At 70.6% G+C, this 18,090-nt stretch carries 18 protein-coding genes and 1 pseudogene; 5 read left to right on the forward strand and 14 right to left on the reverse strand.

The annotated features are described in order from the left end of the window. Positions 1-25: 25 nt before the first annotated feature. From KME78_RS42205 to KME78_RS42245, 9 genes and pseudogenes are all read right to left on the reverse strand, one after another. Positions 26-1,009: a LacI family DNA-binding transcriptional regulator gene (locus tag KME78_RS42205; protein WP_219535142.1), complete on the reverse strand. Its 984-nt coding sequence runs from the start codon at positions 1,007-1,009 to the stop codon at positions 26-28. A gap of 81 nt (positions 1,010-1,090) precedes the next feature. Next, positions 1,091-1,465 carry a DUF2255 family protein gene (locus KME78_RS42210; protein ID WP_219535143.1) on the reverse strand — a complete coding sequence of 125 codons (375 nt, stop codon included), beginning with the start codon at positions 1,463-1,465 and terminating at the stop codon, positions 1,091-1,093. Positions 1,466-1,597: 132 nt separating this feature from the next. Then, positions 1,598-1,948: pseudogene (locus KME78_RS42215) on the reverse strand (alcohol dehydrogenase catalytic domain-containing protein); the annotation flags it as partial. A 167-nt stretch (positions 1,949-2,115) separates the two neighbouring features. Beyond that, entirely contained in the window at positions 2,116-3,150 is a 1,035-nt protein-coding gene (locus tag KME78_RS42220; protein ID WP_219535144.1) for an ABC transporter ATP-binding protein, read from the reverse strand. Beyond that, positions 3,143-4,135, reverse strand: coding sequence for an ABC transporter ATP-binding protein (locus KME78_RS42225; RefSeq protein WP_219535145.1), 993 nt, complete (start codon positions 4,133-4,135; stop codon positions 3,143-3,145). The genes KME78_RS42220 and KME78_RS42225 overlap by 8 nt, the downstream gene beginning before the upstream one ends. Then, a complete protein-coding gene (locus KME78_RS42230; RefSeq protein ID WP_219535146.1) occupies positions 4,132-5,055 on the reverse strand; it encodes an ABC transporter permease in 924 nt (307 codons plus the stop codon). Before KME78_RS42230 ends, KME78_RS42225 begins: the two co-directional genes overlap by 4 nt. Next, a complete protein-coding gene (locus tag KME78_RS42235) occupies positions 5,052-5,978 on the reverse strand; it encodes an ABC transporter permease (RefSeq protein ID WP_219535147.1) in 927 nt (308 codons plus the stop codon). Before KME78_RS42235 ends, KME78_RS42230 begins: the two co-directional genes overlap by 4 nt. Before the next feature lie 11 nt (positions 5,979-5,989). After that, on the reverse strand, positions 5,990-7,549 hold the full coding sequence (locus tag KME78_RS42240; RefSeq protein ID WP_219535148.1) for an ABC transporter substrate-binding protein: 1,560 nt from the start codon (positions 7,547-7,549) through the stop codon (positions 5,990-5,992). Between the two features lie 45 nt (positions 7,550-7,594). After that, positions 7,595-8,527 (reverse strand): 5-dehydro-4-deoxyglucarate dehydratase, encoded by a 933-nt coding sequence (locus tag KME78_RS42245; protein WP_219535149.1) that lies wholly within the window; start codon positions 8,525-8,527, stop codon positions 7,595-7,597. 93 nt (positions 8,528-8,620) lie between these two features. On the opposite strand from KME78_RS42245, the gene KME78_RS42250 reads away from it, so the two are divergent. Then, on the forward strand, positions 8,621-9,406 hold the full coding sequence (locus KME78_RS42250) for an IclR family transcriptional regulator (RefSeq protein ID WP_219535150.1): 786 nt from the start codon (positions 8,621-8,623) through the stop codon (positions 9,404-9,406). Here KME78_RS42250 and KME78_RS42255 read toward each other — a convergent pair whose 3' ends face one another. Then, the gene (locus KME78_RS42255; protein ID WP_219535151.1) at positions 9,407-10,141 is read right to left on the reverse strand and encodes an NADPH-dependent F420 reductase; all 735 of its coding nucleotides are present in this window, start codon (positions 10,139-10,141) and stop codon (positions 9,407-9,409) included. 92 nt (positions 10,142-10,233) lie between these two features. On the opposite strand from KME78_RS42255, the gene KME78_RS42260 reads away from it, so the two are divergent. Beyond that, positions 10,234-10,836, forward strand: a complete 603-nt coding sequence (locus tag KME78_RS42260) for a TetR family transcriptional regulator (RefSeq protein WP_219535152.1) — start codon at positions 10,234-10,236, stop codon at positions 10,834-10,836. Here the strand turns inward: KME78_RS42260 and KME78_RS42265 are convergent. After that, the gene (locus KME78_RS42265; RefSeq protein ID WP_219535153.1) at positions 10,833-11,615 is read right to left on the reverse strand and encodes a DeoR/GlpR family DNA-binding transcription regulator; all 783 of its coding nucleotides are present in this window, start codon (positions 11,613-11,615) and stop codon (positions 10,833-10,835) included. The genes KME78_RS42260 and KME78_RS42265 overlap by 4 nt on opposite strands. 238 nt (positions 11,616-11,853) lie before the next feature. On the opposite strand from KME78_RS42265, the gene KME78_RS42270 reads away from it, so the two are divergent. Genes KME78_RS42270 through KME78_RS42280 form a run of 3 tightly spaced genes read left to right on the forward strand, consistent with a single transcriptional unit; the run spans position 11,854 to position 14,896 of the window. Continuing rightward, the gene (locus KME78_RS42270; protein WP_219535154.1) at positions 11,854-13,158 is read left to right on the forward strand and encodes an extracellular solute-binding protein; all 1,305 of its coding nucleotides are present in this window, start codon (positions 11,854-11,856) and stop codon (positions 13,156-13,158) included. An 8-nt stretch (positions 13,159-13,166) separates the two neighbouring features. Further along, positions 13,167-14,087, forward strand: coding sequence for a carbohydrate ABC transporter permease (locus KME78_RS42275; RefSeq protein ID WP_219535155.1), 921 nt, complete (start codon positions 13,167-13,169; stop codon positions 14,085-14,087). After that, positions 14,084-14,896 (forward strand): carbohydrate ABC transporter permease, encoded by an 813-nt coding sequence (locus KME78_RS42280; RefSeq protein WP_219535156.1) that lies wholly within the window; start codon positions 14,084-14,086, stop codon positions 14,894-14,896. Before KME78_RS42275 ends, KME78_RS42280 begins: the two co-directional genes overlap by 4 nt. 2 nt (positions 14,897-14,898) lie before the next feature. Here KME78_RS42280 and KME78_RS42285 read toward each other — a convergent pair whose 3' ends face one another. From KME78_RS42285 to KME78_RS42295, 3 genes are read right to left on the reverse strand one after another with little or no spacing between them, the layout of a single operon-like run. Beyond that, on the reverse strand, positions 14,899-16,137 hold the full coding sequence (locus tag KME78_RS42285) for a metal-dependent hydrolase family protein (RefSeq protein ID WP_219535157.1): 1,239 nt from the start codon (positions 16,135-16,137) through the stop codon (positions 14,899-14,901). Next, on the reverse strand, positions 16,121-16,561 hold the full coding sequence (locus KME78_RS42290) for a GAF domain-containing protein (protein ID WP_219535158.1): 441 nt from the start codon (positions 16,559-16,561) through the stop codon (positions 16,121-16,123). Before KME78_RS42290 ends, KME78_RS42285 begins: the two co-directional genes overlap by 17 nt. Further along, complete coding sequence (locus KME78_RS42295; RefSeq protein ID WP_219535159.1) at positions 16,558-17,949, reverse strand: MFS transporter; 1,392 nt, start codon at positions 17,947-17,949, stop codon at positions 16,558-16,560. Before KME78_RS42295 ends, KME78_RS42290 begins: the two co-directional genes overlap by 4 nt. Between the last annotated feature and the right edge of the window lie 141 nt (positions 17,950-18,090).

An 18,090-nucleotide genomic window follows, 5' to 3' on the forward strand; every position in this document is an offset into this window, starting at 1 on the left:
CGACGCCGGAGAAGCGGGCTCGAACTCAGGCGGATTCGCGGATCACCAAGCTCGCGGTCTCGGTCCGCGGAGACTGCGGCGACCCCGCGCCATCCGCCCGAAGGATCATCTCCGTCAGGTGCCCGGCCAAGGTCTGGGTGTGCTGGTTGACCGTGGTCAGGGGCGGCACCGCGAACGGCGCCAGCGGGATGTCGTCCACGCCGATCACCGCGAGGTCGCCGGGCGCGGTCAGGCCGGCCGTCCGCATCCCGGCCAGCAGCGCGAACGCGATCTCGTCGTTGTAGGCGCAGACGCCGTCGACGCCCGCGGCGTGCCAGGTCACCGCCACCTCGGCGGCCGTGGCCGCGTCGAGCGGGACCTCGCGTACGTCCGGCGGCTCCAGCCCCAGTTCGGCGCAGGCTTGGCGGACGCCGCCGAGCCGCAGGTCGTAGAACTCGCGTACGCGCGGGTCGTCCGGCGCCGCGTAGCCGATGCGACGGCGACCGGTGGCGGCCAGGTGCCCGGCCTGCAGGCGGCCGATCTCGTTCTGGGGGACGGTCAGGATGTTCTCCCCGCTGCCGTCGAGCCGGGCGCTGACGACCCGGATACCGGCGGCCCGCAGGCTCGCCTGGTCTTCCGCGGAGATGGGGGTGAACGAGACGATGGCCACCGGTTCGAGCTCGCCGGCCAGCGCCGTCACGGGCAGCCGGCGTTCGCGGCGGGTGATCGCGGTCAGGCCATGGCGTTCGAGCTCGTCGGTGAGGTGCTCGACGATCTGGGCCAGCGCGGTGCCGAGCGGTACGTCGGCCAGGACGACCAGCACGAGGTCGCTGCGCCCCCTGCGCAGGGTGCGCGCGGCGGCGGAAGGCGCGTAGTTGAGCTTGTCGACCGCCGCGAAGATCCGGCGCCGCGTAGCCTCGGAGATCTTCTGGTGCGGCACGTTGTTGAGCACGTAGCTGACCGTGGTCTGCGAGACCCCGGCCTCCCGGGCCACATCGATCGAGGTGATCCGGCGCTGCCTGGCTGCCATCTACCCCCCAGGCGTCCCGTACGGCTCCGGGGTGAATCGTAACAGTCGGGCGATGAGCCCAGAACGGGCTCCAGGGCTCGGCTAGCGGGGCACGAGCTTGAGCGTCGCGGCGCGCGCCTCGGGGTTGACGACGCTGCCGACGATGTTCGAGCTGTAGCGGCGGTACTTGCCGCGGTAGGCGTCGTCGAGCCGGCCGTCGACGTCGGGTTCGGCGTCGGCGAAGGTGACGTCCTTGTCGACGCCGCCGGCCGAGATGTGGCCTTCGTGGCGGGTCTGGGTGCCGCGGTACCAGGCGCCGTCGCGGCCGCGCATGGAGCGGACGTACAGGTTGTCGCCGTTGCGGACGACCCACATCGTCACCGGGTCGCGCAGGCTGCCGTCGCGTCTCACCGACGCGAGCTCCAGCTCCTCCGCGTTTCCGATCTTGGTGAGCTCGTCACTCGTCCAAGCGGACATCGGTTCATCTCCTTTGTCCGGTCATGGCCACCCGCGCGGGCGGGACGACCTCGGCCAGGGTCAGCGGTCGATCATCCGCATCTGCTGCTCGTTGTGGTGGTCGCCGGCTGCCGGGGGGAGATTACCCAGTTTACCGAGCTGCTCGCCGGTCAGCTCGACGCGGTCGGCGTGGCGGCCCATCAGGATGATCCGCTCGGCGCCGAGCCGCCTGGCGGCCAGCACCGCCGACAGGCCGACCACGCCGTCGCCGATCGGCGCCACCACCACATCGCCCCGCCTCAGCCCGGACACCCCCGCCCCGACGTCCTCCACGACGCCGAGGAACTCGTGCCCCATGCGCCGCCCCTGCTCCGAAACCGGCATCGCGCCGTACGGCCACAGGTCGCTGCCGCAGACGCACGAGCGCAGCACCCGCACCACCGCGTCGGACGGTTCCCGCGGCACCGGGTCGGGCACATCCGTCACGCGCACGTCGCCGTACATCAAGGTCGCTCGCACGAGGGCCTCCCCCTGGGTCCGTGTCGTCGTGGCGACCACTGTGCCGTCGCCGCCCGCCGCGCGGCAGGGCGAGCTGTGCCGGGGAACGCTGTTCAGGGGTGCGACACGGCCCCCCAGGATGCGCCGGCGCTTGGCGGCGCATCCTGGACACTTCACCGGGTGGCAGGCTCCTGGAGGGGGAAGTGGCAGGCGGCCGCGTGCCGCGGCTCGTCACCGGACGGCTCCAGGGGCGGCGCCTCCTGGGCGCAGATGTCCTGCGCCTTCCAGCAGCGGGTACGGAACCGGCACCCCGACGGCGGGTCGAGCGGGGAGGGCACCTCGCCCTTGAGCAGGATCCGGTCGCGCCGCGCTCCGGAGGTGACGTCGAGCACCGGCGCCGCCGACATCAGCGCGGCGGTGTAGGGGTGCCGCGGCTGATCGAACACCTGCTTCGTCGGGCCCGTCTCGACGATCCTGCCGAGGTACATGACCGAGACCCGGTCGGCGACGTGCCGGACGACGGACAGGTCATGGGAGATGAACACGTACGACACGCCCAGCCTGGCCTGCAGGTCGGTGAGGAGGTTGAGCACCTGCGCCTGGACCGACAGGTCGAGCGCCGACACCGGCTCGTCGCAGACGATGACGTCCGGTTCGAGGGCGAGCGCGCGGGCGATGCCCAGCCGCTGACGCTGGCCGCCGGAGAACTCCTGCGGGTAACGGCGGACGTCACTCGCCCGCAGCCCGACCATCTCCAGCAGTTCGGCCACCCGCTTGCCGCGCTCCTTCGCCGGCACCAGGTCACGGTGCGTACGCCATGGCTCGGCGATGATGTCCTCGGCGCACAGGCGGGCGTTCAGCGACGCGAACGGGTCCTGGAAGACCATCTGAACCCGGCGGCGCCACTGGAGCAGTTCCTTGCCGCGCAGCGCGAACGGGTCCGTGCCCTCGAACCTGACCTGGCCCTGGTCCGGGCGCTCCAGCATGAGGAGCACCCGGGCGAGGGTCGACTTGCCGCAGCCGGACTCCCCGACCAGGCCCAGCGTCTCGCCGCGCTCCAGCCGCAGGTCGACTCCGTCGAGCGCGCGCAGGCGGTTGCGACCGGACGGGCCGCGGGCCACGTGGAAGGTCTTGCTCAGCCCTGCCACGTCCAGCAGGGGAACGGCCGACTCCTTCGTGGCGAGGGCCGGCGTGGCGGGCTCAGTCATCGGTCAGCTCCCTCCAATGGTGACAGGCGGACAGGCGCCCGGGTCCGGCCTCGACGAGGACGGGGCGCTCCTCCGCGCACACGTCACTCGCCATCGGACAGCGCGCGCGGAAGGCGCAGCCCGACGGGATCGAGTGCAGGTCGGGCGGGCTGCCCGGGATGGACTTCAGAGTGGTTCCGCGCGCCACCTCGGCCGGCACCGAGTCGAGCAGCCCTTGGGTGTACGGGTGGCGGGGCCGGGCGAACACGTCCGCCACCCGGCCGGTCTCGACGATGTCGCCCGCGTACATGACGGCCACGTGGTCGGCCTGCTCGGCCACGACCGCGAGGTCATGGGTGATCAGGATCAGCGCGGTCTGCTGCTCGGTGCGCAGCTCGCGCAGCAGCTCCATGATCTGGGCCTGCACGGTGACGTCGAGGGCGGTGGTGGGCTCGTCGGCGAGCAGCACCTTGGGGTGCAGAGCCATCGCCAGCGCGATGAGCAGCCGCTGGCGCATGCCGCCGGAGAACTGGTGCGGATAGGCGCCGACCCGGGCGGCGGGCTCGGGGATGCCGACCCGTTCCATCAGCTCGACGGCCCGCTGTCGCGCCGCGCGGCGCGACAGTCGCTCGTGGATCCTGAACGGCTCGGCGAGCTGGGCGCCGACCGTCTGGACGGGGTTCAGCGCGGTGAGCGCGTCCTGGAAGACGATGGACAGGCCCGGACCGGCCAGCCGCCTGCGCTGCGCGGGCGACAGGGTGAGGACGTCGGTCCCGTCCAGGCGTACGGCGCCGCCGGCCACGTGGGCCACCGGGTCGAGGAGGCCGACGATGGCCTGCGCCGTCATGCTCTTGCCGCAGCCCGACTCGCCCAGGAGCGCCAGTGTCTCACCGGAGCGGACGGAGAAGCTGACCTCGCGTACGGCGCGTACCGTCCCCGCGGGGGTCCGGATGTCGACCGACAGCCGATCCACCTCCAGCACAGGGGACCCGTTCGACTCGCTCACGCCCGCACCTCCTTGATCTTGCGGCGCGAGCGGGGCAGGGTGAGCCGCCACCGCTGGCCGGGGTCCATGGCCAGGCGGGCCCAGGACGCGAGTACGGTCGCCGAGACGGTGGTCACCACGATGGCCAGGCCCGGGAAGACGGCGATCCACCAGGCGCTCTGCAGCACCTGCCGGCCCTGGGCGACCATCAGGCCCCAGCTCATGTCGGGCGGCTGGATGCCGATGCCCAGGAAGCTCAGCGACGATTCGGTCAGCATCACGAAACAGAAGTCCAGGGTCGCGACGGTGAACAGGGTGGGCAGCACGGTCGGCGCCACGTGCCTGGCGATGATCGCCCAGCTCTTGGTGCCGAAGGTGCGGGCCGCGTCGACGAACAACCGGCTCTGCAGCTCGGCCGACTCCGCCCGGGCGGCTCGCAGGTAGATCGGGATCCGCGCGATCGCCAGGACCAGGACGATGTTCCCGGCGCTGGGCGAGAAGACGTACAGCACGACCACGGCCAGCAGCAGCGAGGGGAAGCTGAGGATGACGTCGGCGACGCGCATGGAGACGTTCTCCCGCCAGCCTCGGTGATAGCCCGCCCACATCCCCCAGATCGACCCGACGACGAGGGAGACCACGACGGCCGGGACGGCGACGGAGAGCGTCGTGCGGCTGGCCACGATGAGCCTGGCGAGCAGGCTGCGGCCGAGCGAGTCGCTGCCGAGCAGGAACGCCCAGCCGTCGTCGAGGCTGAACGGCGGCCGGTTGACCGCCCGCAGGTTCTGCTTCACGGCCAGATCGCCGAGCAGCAGCGGCCCGATGAGGGCGGAGACGGCCACGAGCAGCAGGATCACCACCGCCACGCAGGCGAACCGGTCCCGCAGCAGCAGCCGCCACCAGGTGGCCCGCGAGACGGCAGGAGTGTCAACGGAAGTCATGTCGTCACCCCCTGGCGGACCCGCGAGTCCAGAAGCGCGTAACAGGCGTCGATGATGATGTTGAGCGCGAAGATGGTGATCGCGGTCACCAGGACCGCGGCCTGCAGCACCGCGAAGTCGCGCTGCAGGATCGAGGTGATCATCAGCTTGCCGATGCCCGGCCAGCCGAAGATGGTCTCGACGACCACGGCCCCGTTGACCAGCCCGACCGTCAGGTCGCCGGCCACGGTGAGCGCGGGCGGCGCGGCGTTGCGCAGCGCGTGGCCGAAGACCACCCGCAGCTCCCCCGCGCCCTTGCTCCGGGCGACCTTGATGTACGGCGCGGACAGCGCCGTGACCATCGCGCCGCGCACCACCTGGACGAGCACGCCGAACGGCCGGATCAGCAGGGTGAGCACCGGCAGCACCCACGCCGCCGCACCCTCCGTGCCCGAGGTGGGCAGCCAGCCGAGGGCCACGGCGAAGACCAGGACGCCCATGATGGCGAACCAGAAGTCCGGCATGCTGGCCGCGGTCGTCGAGGTGAAGCTGGCGACCCGATCGGCCAGGGAGTTCGGGCGGTAGGCCGCCCAGCTCCCGACGACGATCGCGCCGAGGATCGCCAGGATCATCGTGGCGCCCGCCAGCTGCAGCGTCGCGGGGAAGGCCCGCAGCACCGCGTCGGCGGCGGGTTCGGCGGTCCGCAGCGACTCGCCGAAGTCCAGCCGGAACACCTGGGCCAGGTAGTCGCCGAACTGGACGAGCAGCGGCTGGTCGAACCCGTGCCGGGCGGCGAACTCGGCCCGCATCTCCGGAGTGGCGCTGAGGGGCAGGTAGAGATTCGACGGGTCGCCGGTCAGGCGCGCCAGGTAGAACACGCCGAGGATCACGACGACCAGCGGGATCGCACTGGAGGTGATGCGACGCCGCAGGAAGGTCAGCACACCTGTTCCTTTCAGCCGGCCGGGTGCATCTCGGCGAGGCGCATCTCGTCGTTCGTGGCGGCGTTGGGCTTGTAGGTGACCTTCTTCGACAGGGCGAGGATGCCGGTCATGTGCGCCATGACCGCGTCTCGTACGACGTCCTTGTTCTGGTAGTCCAGTGCCTTGGCGAACGCCGTCTGGCGCTCCTCGCCCGAGGCCTGCTCGCCGGCGCTGATGAGGTCGTCCAGTTCGGGGGTGCCGAAGCTGCTCTGCGCGCCCTTGCTGCCGTAGATCTGGCCCATGGTGAAGGCCGCGTCACCGGCCTGGTTGCCGTGCTGGGCCTGCAGCAGGGTGGGGCCGGCGTCCTTGGGGAACGGGCGGAGCAGGTACTCCAGCCAGGCGTTCACGTCGAGCATCTGGATCTTCACCGAGAGCCCGGCCTCGTTCAGCGAGTTCTGCACGACCTCCATCGCCTCGGCGGCCTTGGGGTAGATCCCGTTCCGGCCGATGATCGTGATGGCGGTGTCCGTGGGGACGCCGGCCGCCTTGGCCTCCGCGATCAGCTTCTTGGCCTGCGCCATGTCGAACGGCCAGGGCTGGATGGCGGTGCTGTGACCGGTCACGCCTTCAGGAACGAGCTGACCGGCCGGCTTGCCGAGCCCGGCGAAGACCGAGGCGACGAGCCCGTCCTTGTCGATGGCGTAGTTGATCGCCTGGCGCACGCGCAGGTCGTTGAGCGGCGGCTTGGCGGCGTCGATGCGCAGGTAGGAGGTCTCGTTGTTGGGGAACTGCACGGCGGAGTCGCCGGCGCCGTCCTCGGGGGCGAGACCGACGGCGAGGTCCGCCTCGTCGCTCTTGACCATGGCCGCGCGGATGCTTCCCTCGCCGCGCCAGACGTACTCCGCCGAGGCGAACTCCGGCGCCTTCCCCCAGTACCCGGTGAACCGCTCCAGGCGCAGGCTGCGACCGGCGTCCCACTTGGCGATCTTGTACGGGCCGGTGCCGACGGGCTCGCGGACCTTGCCGGTCGCGCTCGTGGTGGCCGGCACGATCTCGACGAAGGACAGCCGCAGCGGGAGGATCGGGTCCGGCTTGGCCGTCTTCACCTTGAGGGTCGCGTCGTCCACGGCCGTCGCCGTGAGCTTGATGCCGCCGAAGACATAGCCGTTCACGTTGCAGTCGACCTTGGCGCCGACGGCGCGGTCGATGGTGAAGGCGGCCGCCTTGGCGTCGAACGTGGTGCCGTCGTGGAACTTCACGCCCTTGCGCAGGGTGAAGGTCCACTCGGTCGGCGAGTCCTGCTTCCATTCCGTGGCCAGCGCCGGCTGGAGCTGCCCGGTGCTCGGGTCACGCTCGGTGAGCGCCTCGGTGATGTTCGCCCGGGTGACGCGTCCGGTCGCGGTGAGGGAGGCGTCGCACGGCTCCAGAGTCGGGGGCTCTTCGGGCAGCACGATGCGGACGGTGTTCGCCGCCGCGCCGGACGCCTTGGGCTCCGGGCCGCTGTTCGCGACCGAGCAGGCGCCGGCCGACAGCAGGGTGCCGAGCGCCAAGAGGGCGGACGCCGCCTGACGGCGGCGGGGGGTGGTGATCATGATTCCTCCGAGATCGCCTGCTCCGGGTGCCGGGCAGGCGAGGTGTTAGGCGACAGGCGTCGCGCTGAGAGCGGCGAGGCCGCGGTCGATGATGCGGGCGAGCTGCTCGCGGTGCTCCGGGGTGACCTGCGCCAGTGGCGAGCGGACGGGCCCGGCGGTGCGGCCGCGGATGTCCAGACCCGCCTTGACGAGGGAGACGGCGTAACCGGGAGTCGTGCGGCGCAGTTCGGCGAGGGGGGCGTAGAACTCGCGCAGCAGGAGCTGCTGGGTCGCGTCGTCGCCGTTCTCGAACGCCTCGAAGAACGCGACCGCGACCTCCGGGACGAAGGCCAGCGCCGCCGAGGAGTAGGCGCGGGCGCCGAGGCCGGCGTAGGAGCGGGCGAAGACCTCGGCGGTGGGCATGCCGTTCAGCAGGGGGAGCCGGCCGCCGGTCGCGGTCTGAATGAGCTGGAGCAGCTCCATGTCGCCGTGCCCGTCCTTCAGGGCGACGATGTTGTCCACCTCGGCGAGCTCGACCACCGCGTCAGGGGTGAAGACCGCCGTGCCCCGCTGGTAGAGGATCACGTCCAGCTCCGTGGCGGCGGCCACCTCGCGGTAGTGCGACACCAGCCCGGCCGGCGGCCCGACCTGCAGGTACGGCGGCAGCGCCAGCAGGCCGTCGGCTCCGGCGGCCCGCGCGGCACGGGCGAACTCCACGGCCGTCCGCGTGCCGCCGCCGATCCCGGCGAGCACGGGGACCGCTCCGGCCACGTGCTCGGCGGCGGCCTTGACCACCGCCTGGTGCTCGGTGCCCGTCAGTGACGCCAGCTCCCCGGTCCCGCAGGCGACGAAGATCGCGGCGGGCTTCGCGGCGAGCACGTCGGTGAGGTGCGTCCTGAAGCGGGACAGGTCCACGTCCCCCGATTCCGTGAACGGCGTGACGGGGAAGGCGAGCAGGCCGGACAGGGAGGCGGCGACTCGCGTGGGGGTGGCGGACATCAACAGCAACCTCTTGTCTACATATGGAGACGGCGTCTATATTTGTAGCCGAGACATTAAGTCTGTGTTTCCGTACACGTCAAGAGGTGATCGATGACGCAACCCGTCCTGGAGTCATCGCATCCGTCCGCCGAGACCGGCGGAGGCGTCCGCAGCGTCAAATCGGCCGAGCGGACCATCGCGGTGCTCGAATATCTGAGCTCCGCCCCGCGGGCGTGCTCACCGCGGGAGCTGACCACCGCCCTGGGCCTGCCTCGGGCCAGCGGTTACGCGCTGCTCACCACGCTGGTGAGCACGGGCTGGGTCGAGATCGACGGCGCCGGCGGCTACCGCATCGGCATCCGCGCGCTCCGCGCCGGGGCCTCGTACGTCGAGCGGGACGACGTCGTCCAGCGGGCGCAGCCGGTGATGAACGAGCTGAACGACCAGCTCGGCGAGACCGTCCACCTGGCCCGCCTCGACGGCGCGGAGATCGTCTACCTGGCCACCAACATCTCCCGCCACTCCCTCACCGTCGTCAGCCGGCCCGGCCGGCGCCTGCCGTCATGGGCGACCGGACTCGGCAAGGCGATCCTCGCCGGACACCCCTGGGAGGAGGTCGACGCGCTCCTGCCGGAGACCCTGGAGGCGCGCACCGTCCACACCTTCACCGACCGGGCGGCCCTGCGCGCCGAGCTCGAGGAGACCCGGAGGCGCGGCCACGCCATCGACGACCAGGAATCGACCATCGGCCTGCGCTGCTTCGCCGTCGCCCTCGACTTCGCCGCACCCCCGAACGAGGCCCTCAGCTGCTCCGTCCCCATGGTCCGTCTCGACCCCGACCGCGAGGAGGCGATCGTGTCCGCCCTGCTCCGCGCCCGGGCGCGCATCATCCGCTGATCAGCCGCGGACGGCCGCCTCGGCCAGCTCCTTGATCCGGTCGGCGGGCACCGGGGCTCCCGGGGTGTCCAGGAACCAGCGGAACGCCTCTTCCTGGCTCGTCCCCTCGGGCCGCCGCGCCGGGAAGTAGGGCTCGACGTAGACCGGGGTGCCGGGTTCGCTGCGCCAGCTGTCGGCGAGCGTGCCGATGTCCACCGCATCGTAGCCGAGGGTGTCCATCAGCCGCGCCACCCGCTCCTTCGCGGCGTCGTCGTCGCCGGCGATGGGCAGGGCGGCGCGGCCGGGGGCGCCGGAGGGGCGGGCGAGGGTGAACAGGCGGTGGAAGTCGATGTTGTTGAACGCCTTGACCACCTGGGAGCCGGCCAGGTGCCGCTGCACCAGGGCACTGGAGGTCGCCGTCCCGCCGTCCAGCTCGGCGAGGCGGCCGTCGCGGTCCGGGTAGTAGTTCATCGTGTCGATGACGACCTTGCCCGCCAGGGCCGTGGCGGGCAGCCGGTCGTAGGCGTGCAGCGGGACGGTCGCCACCACCAGGTCGCCCGCCTGCGCGGCTTCGGCGGGCGTGGCCGCCCGGGCGTGCTCGCCGAGTTCGGCGACCAGCTCGGCGAGGGTCTCGGGGCCGCGGGAGTTGCTGAGGACGACGTTCAGGCCGGCGGCGACGGCGAGGCGGGCCAGCGCGCCGCCGATCATGCCGCTGCCGATGAGGCCGAGAGTCTGGGTCATGGTGCTCTCTTTCATGAACCAAGGGTTCGATTGTGAAACTAAGTGTCATATTAGCGTCCGTGCTTCATCCCTGCGATCCAGGGTCACGTGCGCGGTAGAATCGCGGGATGAGCGGAGCAGCGCGTACGAGCACGCGAGACATCGCACGGGCCGCCGTCCGGGTCGAGCTGGCCCAGGTGGCCTTCGACCTGTTCCGCCGCGAGGGCTTCGACCAGGTCACCGTGACCGACCTGGCCGCGGCCGCCGGCGTGTCGCGCAGCACGTTCCTGCGCTACTTCGGCAGCAAGGAGGAAGCCGTCCTCGGCGCCTTCGACGCCCAGGCCGCACAGGTCGCCGACGCGCTGCGTGCCCGCCCCGCCGACGAGGACGACTGGACGGCGCTACGGCGTGCGCTCGACACGGTCATCGAGCACTACCACCAGGACCGAGGCGGCGCTCTGGCGCTGACCCACCTCGTCCGGGGCACCCCGGCCCTGTGCTCGCGGCAGTTGGAGAAGCAGCACGGCTGGTGCCCCACCCTGGCCCAGGCCCTCGCCGAACGCGGTGGCTCCTCGCGACCGGTGACCCTGGCGCAGTCCGTACGGGCCACCGCCGCACTCGACTGCCTGAACGTCGCCCTCGATCACTGGACCGCCTCCGAGGGCGAGCTGGACCTGGTCGACCTCCTGGACGAAGCCTTCGCCGCGCTGAGCGCCAACGGACCCGGCTAGCCCGCCACCTCGACGTTGTACCGCCGTTCGCGCAGCCGCTGCACCGTCTCGGCCGGCGCCTGCGCGTCGACCACGATGACGTCGAACTTCTCCAGCGGCGCCACCCGGTGCAGCGCCACCCGGTCGAGCTTGGTGTGGTCGACCGCCAGGACGCAGCGCGTCCCCGCGGCCACCATGGCCCGCTTCACCAGCACGATCTCCTGCTCCTGGTGGAAGGCGTGCCGGTCGGAGATGGCCGAGGTGGAGACGATCACCGTGTCGGTGTTCATCGCCTCGACCGCGTCGACGCAGCCGACGCCCAGGAACGAGTCGTGCGTCGGATGGTATTCGCCGCCCAGCGCCATGAGCCGGATGCCGGGCACGGGAGCCAGCAGCTTGATGGCTTCGAGGAAGTTCGTCACCACGGTCAGCGGGGCCACCTCGGCGAGATGCCGGGCGACGGCCAGCGCGGTCGTCGAGTCGTCGATCATGACCGAGCTACCCGGCTCGATCAGCCCCACCACGTGCCGGGCGATCGCCTCCTTCTCCGCGATCTGGGCCGTCAGCCGGTAGGCGATGTTGCTCTCGAAGACGCTCGACGCCTGGGCGCTGGCGCCGCCGCGGTATTTGCGCACCATGCCCTGGAGTTCGAGCTCGTCGAGATCGCGGTGCACAGTCATCACACTCACGTGGAAGACCTCCGCGAGCTCGCTCACCGAGGCAGAGCCGTGCCGCATGAGATGCTCCGCCATCGCCTGGCGCCTGGCGACTCCCCTGTCCGCGTGCTGACGTGATTTCACCTGCGCTCTCCCCGTGTCGACGCCAGCGCATCGTAGCGCGGCCCACACCCTTGACACCCCTGCGGAACGACTCGTAGTCTCCTCGCACCTTCACAACTTCACACGATTTAACGTTAGATATAACGTACTTCACGACGTCCGTTATTAAAACGTTCGCATTCGTGTCCGGCGATCAGATCCGCCCCGCCGGGTGCCCTCGGGGGACCCCCCATTTCGAGTTAGACCGAGGAGACAGAGCATGACCGAGCTGCGCGATGCCAGGATGAGCCGCGTCCAGTTCTTCCGCATGATGGGCGGTCTCGCGGTCGCCGCCGCGGCGACCGCGTGTTCGACCAAGCCGCAGGCCACCGGCTCCACCGGTCAGGGGCAGGCGTCCGCCGTCGAGCTGAGATTCGTCGGCGTGGCCGACCAGAAGGCGCCGATGGACGAGTTGGTGGCGGCCTACAAGCAGGCCAAGCCCGGCGTGACGCTGGCCACCTCGTTCGCCCCTACCGACCAGGTCATGACCTCGGTGCGTACCCAGCTCGGCGCGGGCAACTCGCCCGACCTGCACGTGGTCTACCCGGGCAACGGCAGCGCGATGTCGATGGACCAGATCGCCGGGGCCGGGCTGCTGGCCGACCTGTCCGACCAGGCGTGGACGCAGACGATCCCGACCGGTTTCAAGCCCGCCTTCCAGAAGGACGGCAAGACCTACATCTACTCGGCCGGCTCCTCGGTCATCGGCGCGATCTACAACAAGAAGGTGTTCCAGGAGGCGGGCGTCGACGCGCCGCCGACCACCTGGACGGAGTTCCTGGCGGTCTGCGACAAGCTGAAGAAGGCCGGCAAGGCGCCGATCGCGCTGGGCGCGCAGACGCCGTGGGTCACCCAGCTCATCACCTACGCCCTCGTCCCCTCGACCGTGTACGCCAAGGACCCCACCTTCGACGACAAGCAGGCGGCGGGCCAGACCAGCTTCGCCAAGTCCGGCTGGCGCGACGCGATGGAGATGTACCTGGAGCTGCAGAAGCGCGGCTTCTTCAACGACAAGCCCAATGGCACCACCTTCGAGCAGCAGATCTCGATGGTGGCCACCGGCAAGGCGGGCATGGCCATCCAGGTGTCCGCGGTGCTGCCGGACTTCCGCAAGGCGGCGGGCAGCCCCGACGACCTGTCGATGTTCCCGGTCCCCGGCGCGGACGACGCGGCGCAGGTGTGGATCCCGGCCGGCGTGGTGGTCGGCCTCGGCGCCGCCGCCAAGGGCAAGAACCTGGCCGAGGCCAAGGCGTTCATCGACTTCCTCGGCAAGCAGGAGAACATCAACCGCTGGGCCAAGGCGATCGCGGCCATCCCGCTCACCCAGGACGCCTCCTCCACCATCGACCCCGCGGTGCAGTCGTTCCTGCCCTTCACCAAGGACAAGGCCGTGCCGTTCATGGACCAGCGCTGGCCGAACGCCGAGGTGCAGCCGGTCCACTTCGCGGTCATCCAGGACCTGCTCGCCGGCAAGATCAAGATCGACGAGGCGTTGCAGAAGATGGACGAGGCCTACGCCAAATGACCCGGCAGATGACCACGACAGCGACGCCTGTCGGACGACACACCGCCGCGGCCGGCCGGCCGCGGCGGCGGTTCGCCTCGCTCTCGCCCTCGTGGCTGTTCGCGGCGCCCGCCCTGGTGGTGTACGCCGCCGTCGTGCTCTACCCGAGCCTGGCGGGCATGCTGTACGCCTTCACCGACTGGAGCGGCATCGGCGCGGACAAGTCGTTCGTCGGTCTGGCGAACTTCCAAAAGCTCCTGCACGACGACCAGGCGATGGACTCGATCGGCAACACCCTGCTGCTGACCGTGGCGATCGTCGTCGTGCAGAACGGCGTGGGGCTGCTGCTCGCGCTCGGCGTGCACGTCAAGCTGAAGAGCAGGGCGCTGCTGCGGGTGATCTTCTTCGCGCCGGTCGTCGTCAGCCCGGTCATGGTGGCCTTCCTCTGGAAGTACATCTACAACCCCGACCCGTCCGCCGGGCTCAACGGGCTGCTCGGCCTGAAGATCGACTGGCTGGGCGACCCGTCGCTCGCGCTGTGGTCGATCGCGGGCACGGTCGTGTGGCAGTACGCCGGCTACTCCATGGTCATCTTCCTGGCCGGGCTGGAGGGCGTGCCGAAGGAGCTGCACGAGGCGGCGATGATCGACGGCGCGGGAACGCTGCAACGCTTCCGGTACGTCACCTGGCCGCTGCTCGCCCCGGCCCTGACGATCAACCTGATGCTCTCCACGATCGGCGGTCTCAAGCTGTTCGACCAGATCTTCGCGGCGACCAACGGCGGCCCCGGCTACGCCACCGAGACGCTGTCGACCGTGCTGTACAAGCAGGCGTTCGTGTTCGGCAAGTTCGGCTACAGCACGGCGATCGCCCTGGTACTCGCCCTGTTCGTGGCCGCGGTGTCGCTCGTGCAGGTCTACTACCTGCGCGGCCGGGAGGTGGCCCAATGAGGCGGACGTTCCTGCTGGAAATCGTCATGATCCTGGTGGCGGTGGCGTTCCTCTTCCCGGTGTACGCGCTGATCACGCTGTCGCTGAAGGACCCGGCGCAGATCTCCCAGACACCGCTGGCGCTGCCCGCCCCGCCCACGACGGCCAACTTCACCAAGGCGTGGTCGGCCGCCGCGCTCGGCCCGTCCCTGATGAACAGCACCGTGATCACCGCGGTCAGCCTGGTCGCGCTGATCGCCCTCGGCTCCTTCGCCGCCTACTACCTGGCCAGGGTCAAGAGCCGGCTCGGCTACGGGCTGTACGTGCTGTTCCTGCTCGGCATCGTGCTGCCCTTCCAGCTCGGCATGATCCCGCTCTACCAGATGGTGACCGACCTGGGGCTGATCGGCACGCACGCGGGGATGATCCTGTTCTACACGGGGATCCAGCTGCCGTTCACGGTGTTCCTCTACACCGGGTTCATCCGCGCGCTGCCCCGGGACTACGCCCACGCCGCCCAGATCGACGGCGCCTCGCATCTGACCGCGTTCACCCGGGTCGTCTTCCCGCTGCTGCGGCCGATCACCGGCACGGTGCTGATCCTCAACGCCGTCTTCATCTGGAACGACTTCTTCACCCCCCTGCTCTACCTGGGCGGATCGGGGTTCGAGACCGTGCCGGTGAGCGTCTTCGCCTTCGTCGGCCAGTACGTCTCCGACCACGGTCTCGTCTTCGCCGGGCTGGTGCTCGGGGCGCTGCCGATCGTGGTGATCTTCCTGCTGCTGCAGCGCTATGTGATCAAGGGCTTCTCCAGCGGCCTGAAGGGCTGAGGTCAGCCGGAGACGACCTGGCCGCCCTGGACGACGTGGCGGATGTGCTTGGGCTCGGCGAGCACCCCGAGGTCCCGCAGGGGGTCTCCGTCGAGCACGAGCAGGTCCGCCCGCGCGCCCACCGCGAGCGTGCCGATCTCGCCGGCCAGCCCGACCAGGTCGGCCGCGTTGACCGTGGCGGCGCGCAGCACGTCGATCGGCTGCTGCACCTCGCCGCGCAGCCGGAACTCCTGGTTCTGGTGCCGCTGCATGCCGCCCAGGAGGTCGCTGCCGTAGGCCAGCCGCACACCCGCGCGGGCGGCCCGCTCCAGCGCCTGGAGCCCGGCGCCGAGCACGTCGTCGACCTTGCGCCAGTTCGACTCCGACAGGCCGAAGCCCCGGCCCTCCTTCTTCAGCGCCCAGTACGTCACCAGCGTGGGCACCAGGTAGGCGTCGTGCCGCAGGAACAGCTCCACGCTGCGGTCGTCGAGCAGGTTGCCGTGCTCGATCGACCGTACCCCCGCCTCCAGGGCGCGGTTGATCGCGCGGGCCGTGTAGGCGTGCGCGGCCACGTAGCGGTTGGCGGCCTCGGCCTCCTCGACGATCGCGCGGAGCTCGTCCATGGAGTACTGGGTGGAGTCGACGCGGTCCGTGGGCGAGGCGACGCCGCCGGAGGCCATGACCTTGATGTGGTGGGCGCCCTTGCGCAGCTCGTCCCGCGCGGCGGCGCGCACGGCGTCCACGCCGTCGGCGATCCGGCCGACACCGGCGCAGCAGGGGTGGTCGTCGCGCCCGTTCTGGCCGCGTCCGCGCTGGTCGCCGTGGCCGCCGGTCTGGCTCAGCGCCTTGCCGCAGAACAGCAGCCGCGGCCCGCGGATCAGCCCCTCCTCCTGGGCGTCGCAGAGCCCGTAGTCCGCTCCGGAGGCGTCGCGGACCGTGGTGAAGCCGCGGTCCAGCATCTGCCCCATCAGGCGGGCGCTGTGCGCGGCGACGTACGAGGGCGACATGGCGGACAGGCTGCCCAGGTCGGCGGTCGAGGCGGTGACGTGCACGTGCGCGTCGATCAGCCCGGGAACGACGACACCGCCGCCCACGTCGATCACCCGCCCGTCCGCGGGCCCGGTCAGCCCCGGCCCGGCCTCGACGACGCGGCCCTCTTCACAGCGCAGGTCACCTTCGGCGTACTCGCCGGTGACCACGTCGAGCATCAGGGCGTTACGCAGCAGCAGACTCACTTGGTTCCTCTCATTCGGCGGCTTCATGAACGGCGGCCCGCAAAGCGGGCACCGCGAGCGGGGCCAGGGACTGGGCGACGACGACGGACTCCTCGTCGTAGCGCCCCTCGGCGTCCAGGATGTTCAGTACCCCGAGCACCTTGTCCCCCTCCACCACGGGCACGTTGATGATGGCCCCGCACCCCAGGCTCTCGATCAGCTCGTGGTCGGCGAACACCGCCCGCACGGCGGCCCGGTCCGGGCCGAGGTACGGCTCCCCCGCCTCGATGCAGCGGGCCAGCCAGCCGCGGGCGACCTCGACCGTCTTCTCCCCGCCCACGGGATAGCGCGCGGGATCGCTGCTGTGCACGCGGCGCAGCGCCTGCCGTTCGGGGATCCAGGCCAGGACCGTGAACAGCCGCACGCCCAGCGACTCCCGGACCTTGTTCTCCACATCCGCAAGGTCGGTCATTTCGCCATCTCCCCCGCGGTGTCGGCGGGATCGCCCCGCTCGGTCAGCTCCTCCAGCGAGCGGCCGGCCGTGGCCAGGCCGAAGACGACCACGCAGATCACCCCGGCCACCAGCACGGCCGTGGTGAGGCCGAACACGCCGGCGAATCCCCAGCTCGCGGCCGTCAGGCCGATGATCGTGGGCGCGAGGATGCTGCCGAAGCGGCCGAACGCGCTGGACAGGCCGGTGCCGGTGGCCCGGATCCAGGTCGGGAACAGTTCCGGCGTGTAGGAGTAGACACCCGCGTACGTCCCGTTGAGGAAGAAGGACAGCACCGCGCCCGCGGTCGTGATGGCGACCGGCGTGTCCACCTGGGACAGCCAGAGCGCGCTGATCGCCGCGCCCGTGAGGTAGAGCGCGATGGTGTTCTTGCGGTCCAGCCGCTCCAGCAGCCAGGCGCCGGAGAAGTAGCCGGGGATCTGCGCCAGATAGATGATGATCGAGAACTCGAAGCTCTTCGTCACCGTGATGCCGCGGTCCACGAGCAGGGTCGGGATCCAGGAGAAGAACCCGTAGAAGGAGAACGTGATCACGAACCAGATCAGCCAGATGACGGCGGTCCGCTTGGCCATGGCCGGGCTCCACAGGAACCGCAGCGCGCTGAGCAGGTTCACCTTGGGCGTGGCCGTCGCGGGCTGCACGGTGTCTTCGGGCACGGGCGGGAGGACCTGACCGGTGGCCCGCTCGACGCGGCGTTCGAGATCGACGACCACCGCCTCGGCCTCCGCGTGGCGGCCCTGCTGGAGCAGGAAGCGCGGCGATTCGGGCAGCGAGCGCCGCCACCACAGCAGCATCACGACCGGCACGGCGGTGATCAGCTGCGCGACGCGGAAGCCGTCGTCCATGGTGGGCACCACGAAGCGGCCGATCAGCGCGGCCATGACGAAGCCGAAGGAGAAGAACCCGGCCAGCGCGCCGATGAACCAGCCGCGCCGCTTGGCCGGGACGAACTCCGACAGGAACGGCGCGATGATCGCGCTCTCGGCCCCGGCGCCCGCCCCGGCGAGGACCCTGGAGCCCAGGAACGCCTCGTAGTTCGGCGCGAACGCGGCGACCACGGAGAAGAGCGCGTAGAAGGCCAGCGCGTACATCATGACCTTCTTGCGGCCGATGCGGTCGCCGAGCATGCCCGCGGCGATCGCGCCGAACAGGAACCCGAACGGGGTCGCGGACCCGATCAGCCCGAGCTGGCCGGCGTCGAGGCCCCACTCCGCCCGGGCGCTGGGCAGCAGGAAGGCGACCACGGCGCCGTCCATGCCGTCGAAGGTGTAGCCGAGTCCACCGATGAGAAGCAGGAGATAGTGCGGACGGCTCAGGGGGAGCCGGTCCAGACGGGCCAACAAGGTCATGCCAACGCACCTTCCCAAGGTCACAGCCCTGCAGAACGATTGCCTGGCAACGTATAGTGCAAAACACTAAAATTGCAATGTTCTTTGCACATTCTTCCTGCCGAGCACGCGTAGCATGTCTGCCAGCCATGGGAGAGGAAC

Source organism: Nonomuraea guangzhouensis (assembly GCF_019396345.1).
Classification (GTDB): Bacteria; Actinomycetota; Actinomycetes; order Streptosporangiales; family Streptosporangiaceae; genus Nonomuraea; species Nonomuraea guangzhouensis.

Bases quoted from the DNA above. Each gene is read 5' to 3' on its own strand.
- KME78_RS42230 (WP_219535146.1), bottom strand. From the start codon at position 5,055: ATGACTTCCGTTGACACTCCTGCCGTCTCGCGGGCCACCTGGTGGCGG.
- KME78_RS42275 (WP_219535155.1), top strand. From the start codon at position 13,167: ATGACCACGACAGCGACGCCTGTCGGACGACACACCGCCGCGGCCGGC.
- KME78_RS42220 (WP_219535144.1), bottom strand. From the start codon at position 3,150: ATGACTGAGCCCGCCACGCCGGCCCTCGCCACGAAGGAGTCGGCCGTT.
- KME78_RS42240 (WP_219535148.1), bottom strand. From the start codon at position 7,549: ATGATCACCACCCCCCGCCGCCGTCAGGCGGCGTCCGCCCTCTTGGCG.
- KME78_RS42295 (WP_219535159.1), bottom strand. From the start codon at position 17,949: ATGACCTTGTTGGCCCGTCTGGACCGGCTCCCCCTGAGCCGTCCGCAC.
- KME78_RS42255 (WP_219535151.1), bottom strand. From the start codon at position 10,141: ATGAAAGAGAGCACCATGACCCAGACTCTCGGCCTCATCGGCAGCGGC.
- KME78_RS42205 (WP_219535142.1), bottom strand. From the start codon at position 1,009: ATGGCAGCCAGGCAGCGCCGGATCACCTCGATCGATGTGGCCCGGGAG.
- KME78_RS42290 (WP_219535158.1), bottom strand. From the start codon at position 16,561: ATGACCGACCTTGCGGATGTGGAGAACAAGGTCCGGGAGTCGCTGGGC.
- KME78_RS42245 (WP_219535149.1), bottom strand. From the start codon at position 8,527: ATGTCCGCCACCCCCACGCGAGTCGCCGCCTCCCTGTCCGGCCTGCTC.
- KME78_RS42260 (WP_219535152.1), top strand. From the start codon at position 10,234: ATGAGCGGAGCAGCGCGTACGAGCACGCGAGACATCGCACGGGCCGCC.
- KME78_RS42285 (WP_219535157.1), bottom strand. From the start codon at position 16,137: ATGAAGCCGCCGAATGAGAGGAACCAAGTGAGTCTGCTGCTGCGTAAC.
- KME78_RS42210 (WP_219535143.1), bottom strand. From the start codon at position 1,465: ATGTCCGCTTGGACGAGTGACGAGCTCACCAAGATCGGAAACGCGGAG.
- KME78_RS42280 (WP_219535156.1), top strand. From the start codon at position 14,084: ATGAGGCGGACGTTCCTGCTGGAAATCGTCATGATCCTGGTGGCGGTG.
- KME78_RS42270 (WP_219535154.1), top strand. From the start codon at position 11,854: ATGACCGAGCTGCGCGATGCCAGGATGAGCCGCGTCCAGTTCTTCCGC.
- KME78_RS42250 (WP_219535150.1), top strand. From the start codon at position 8,621: ATGACGCAACCCGTCCTGGAGTCATCGCATCCGTCCGCCGAGACCGGC.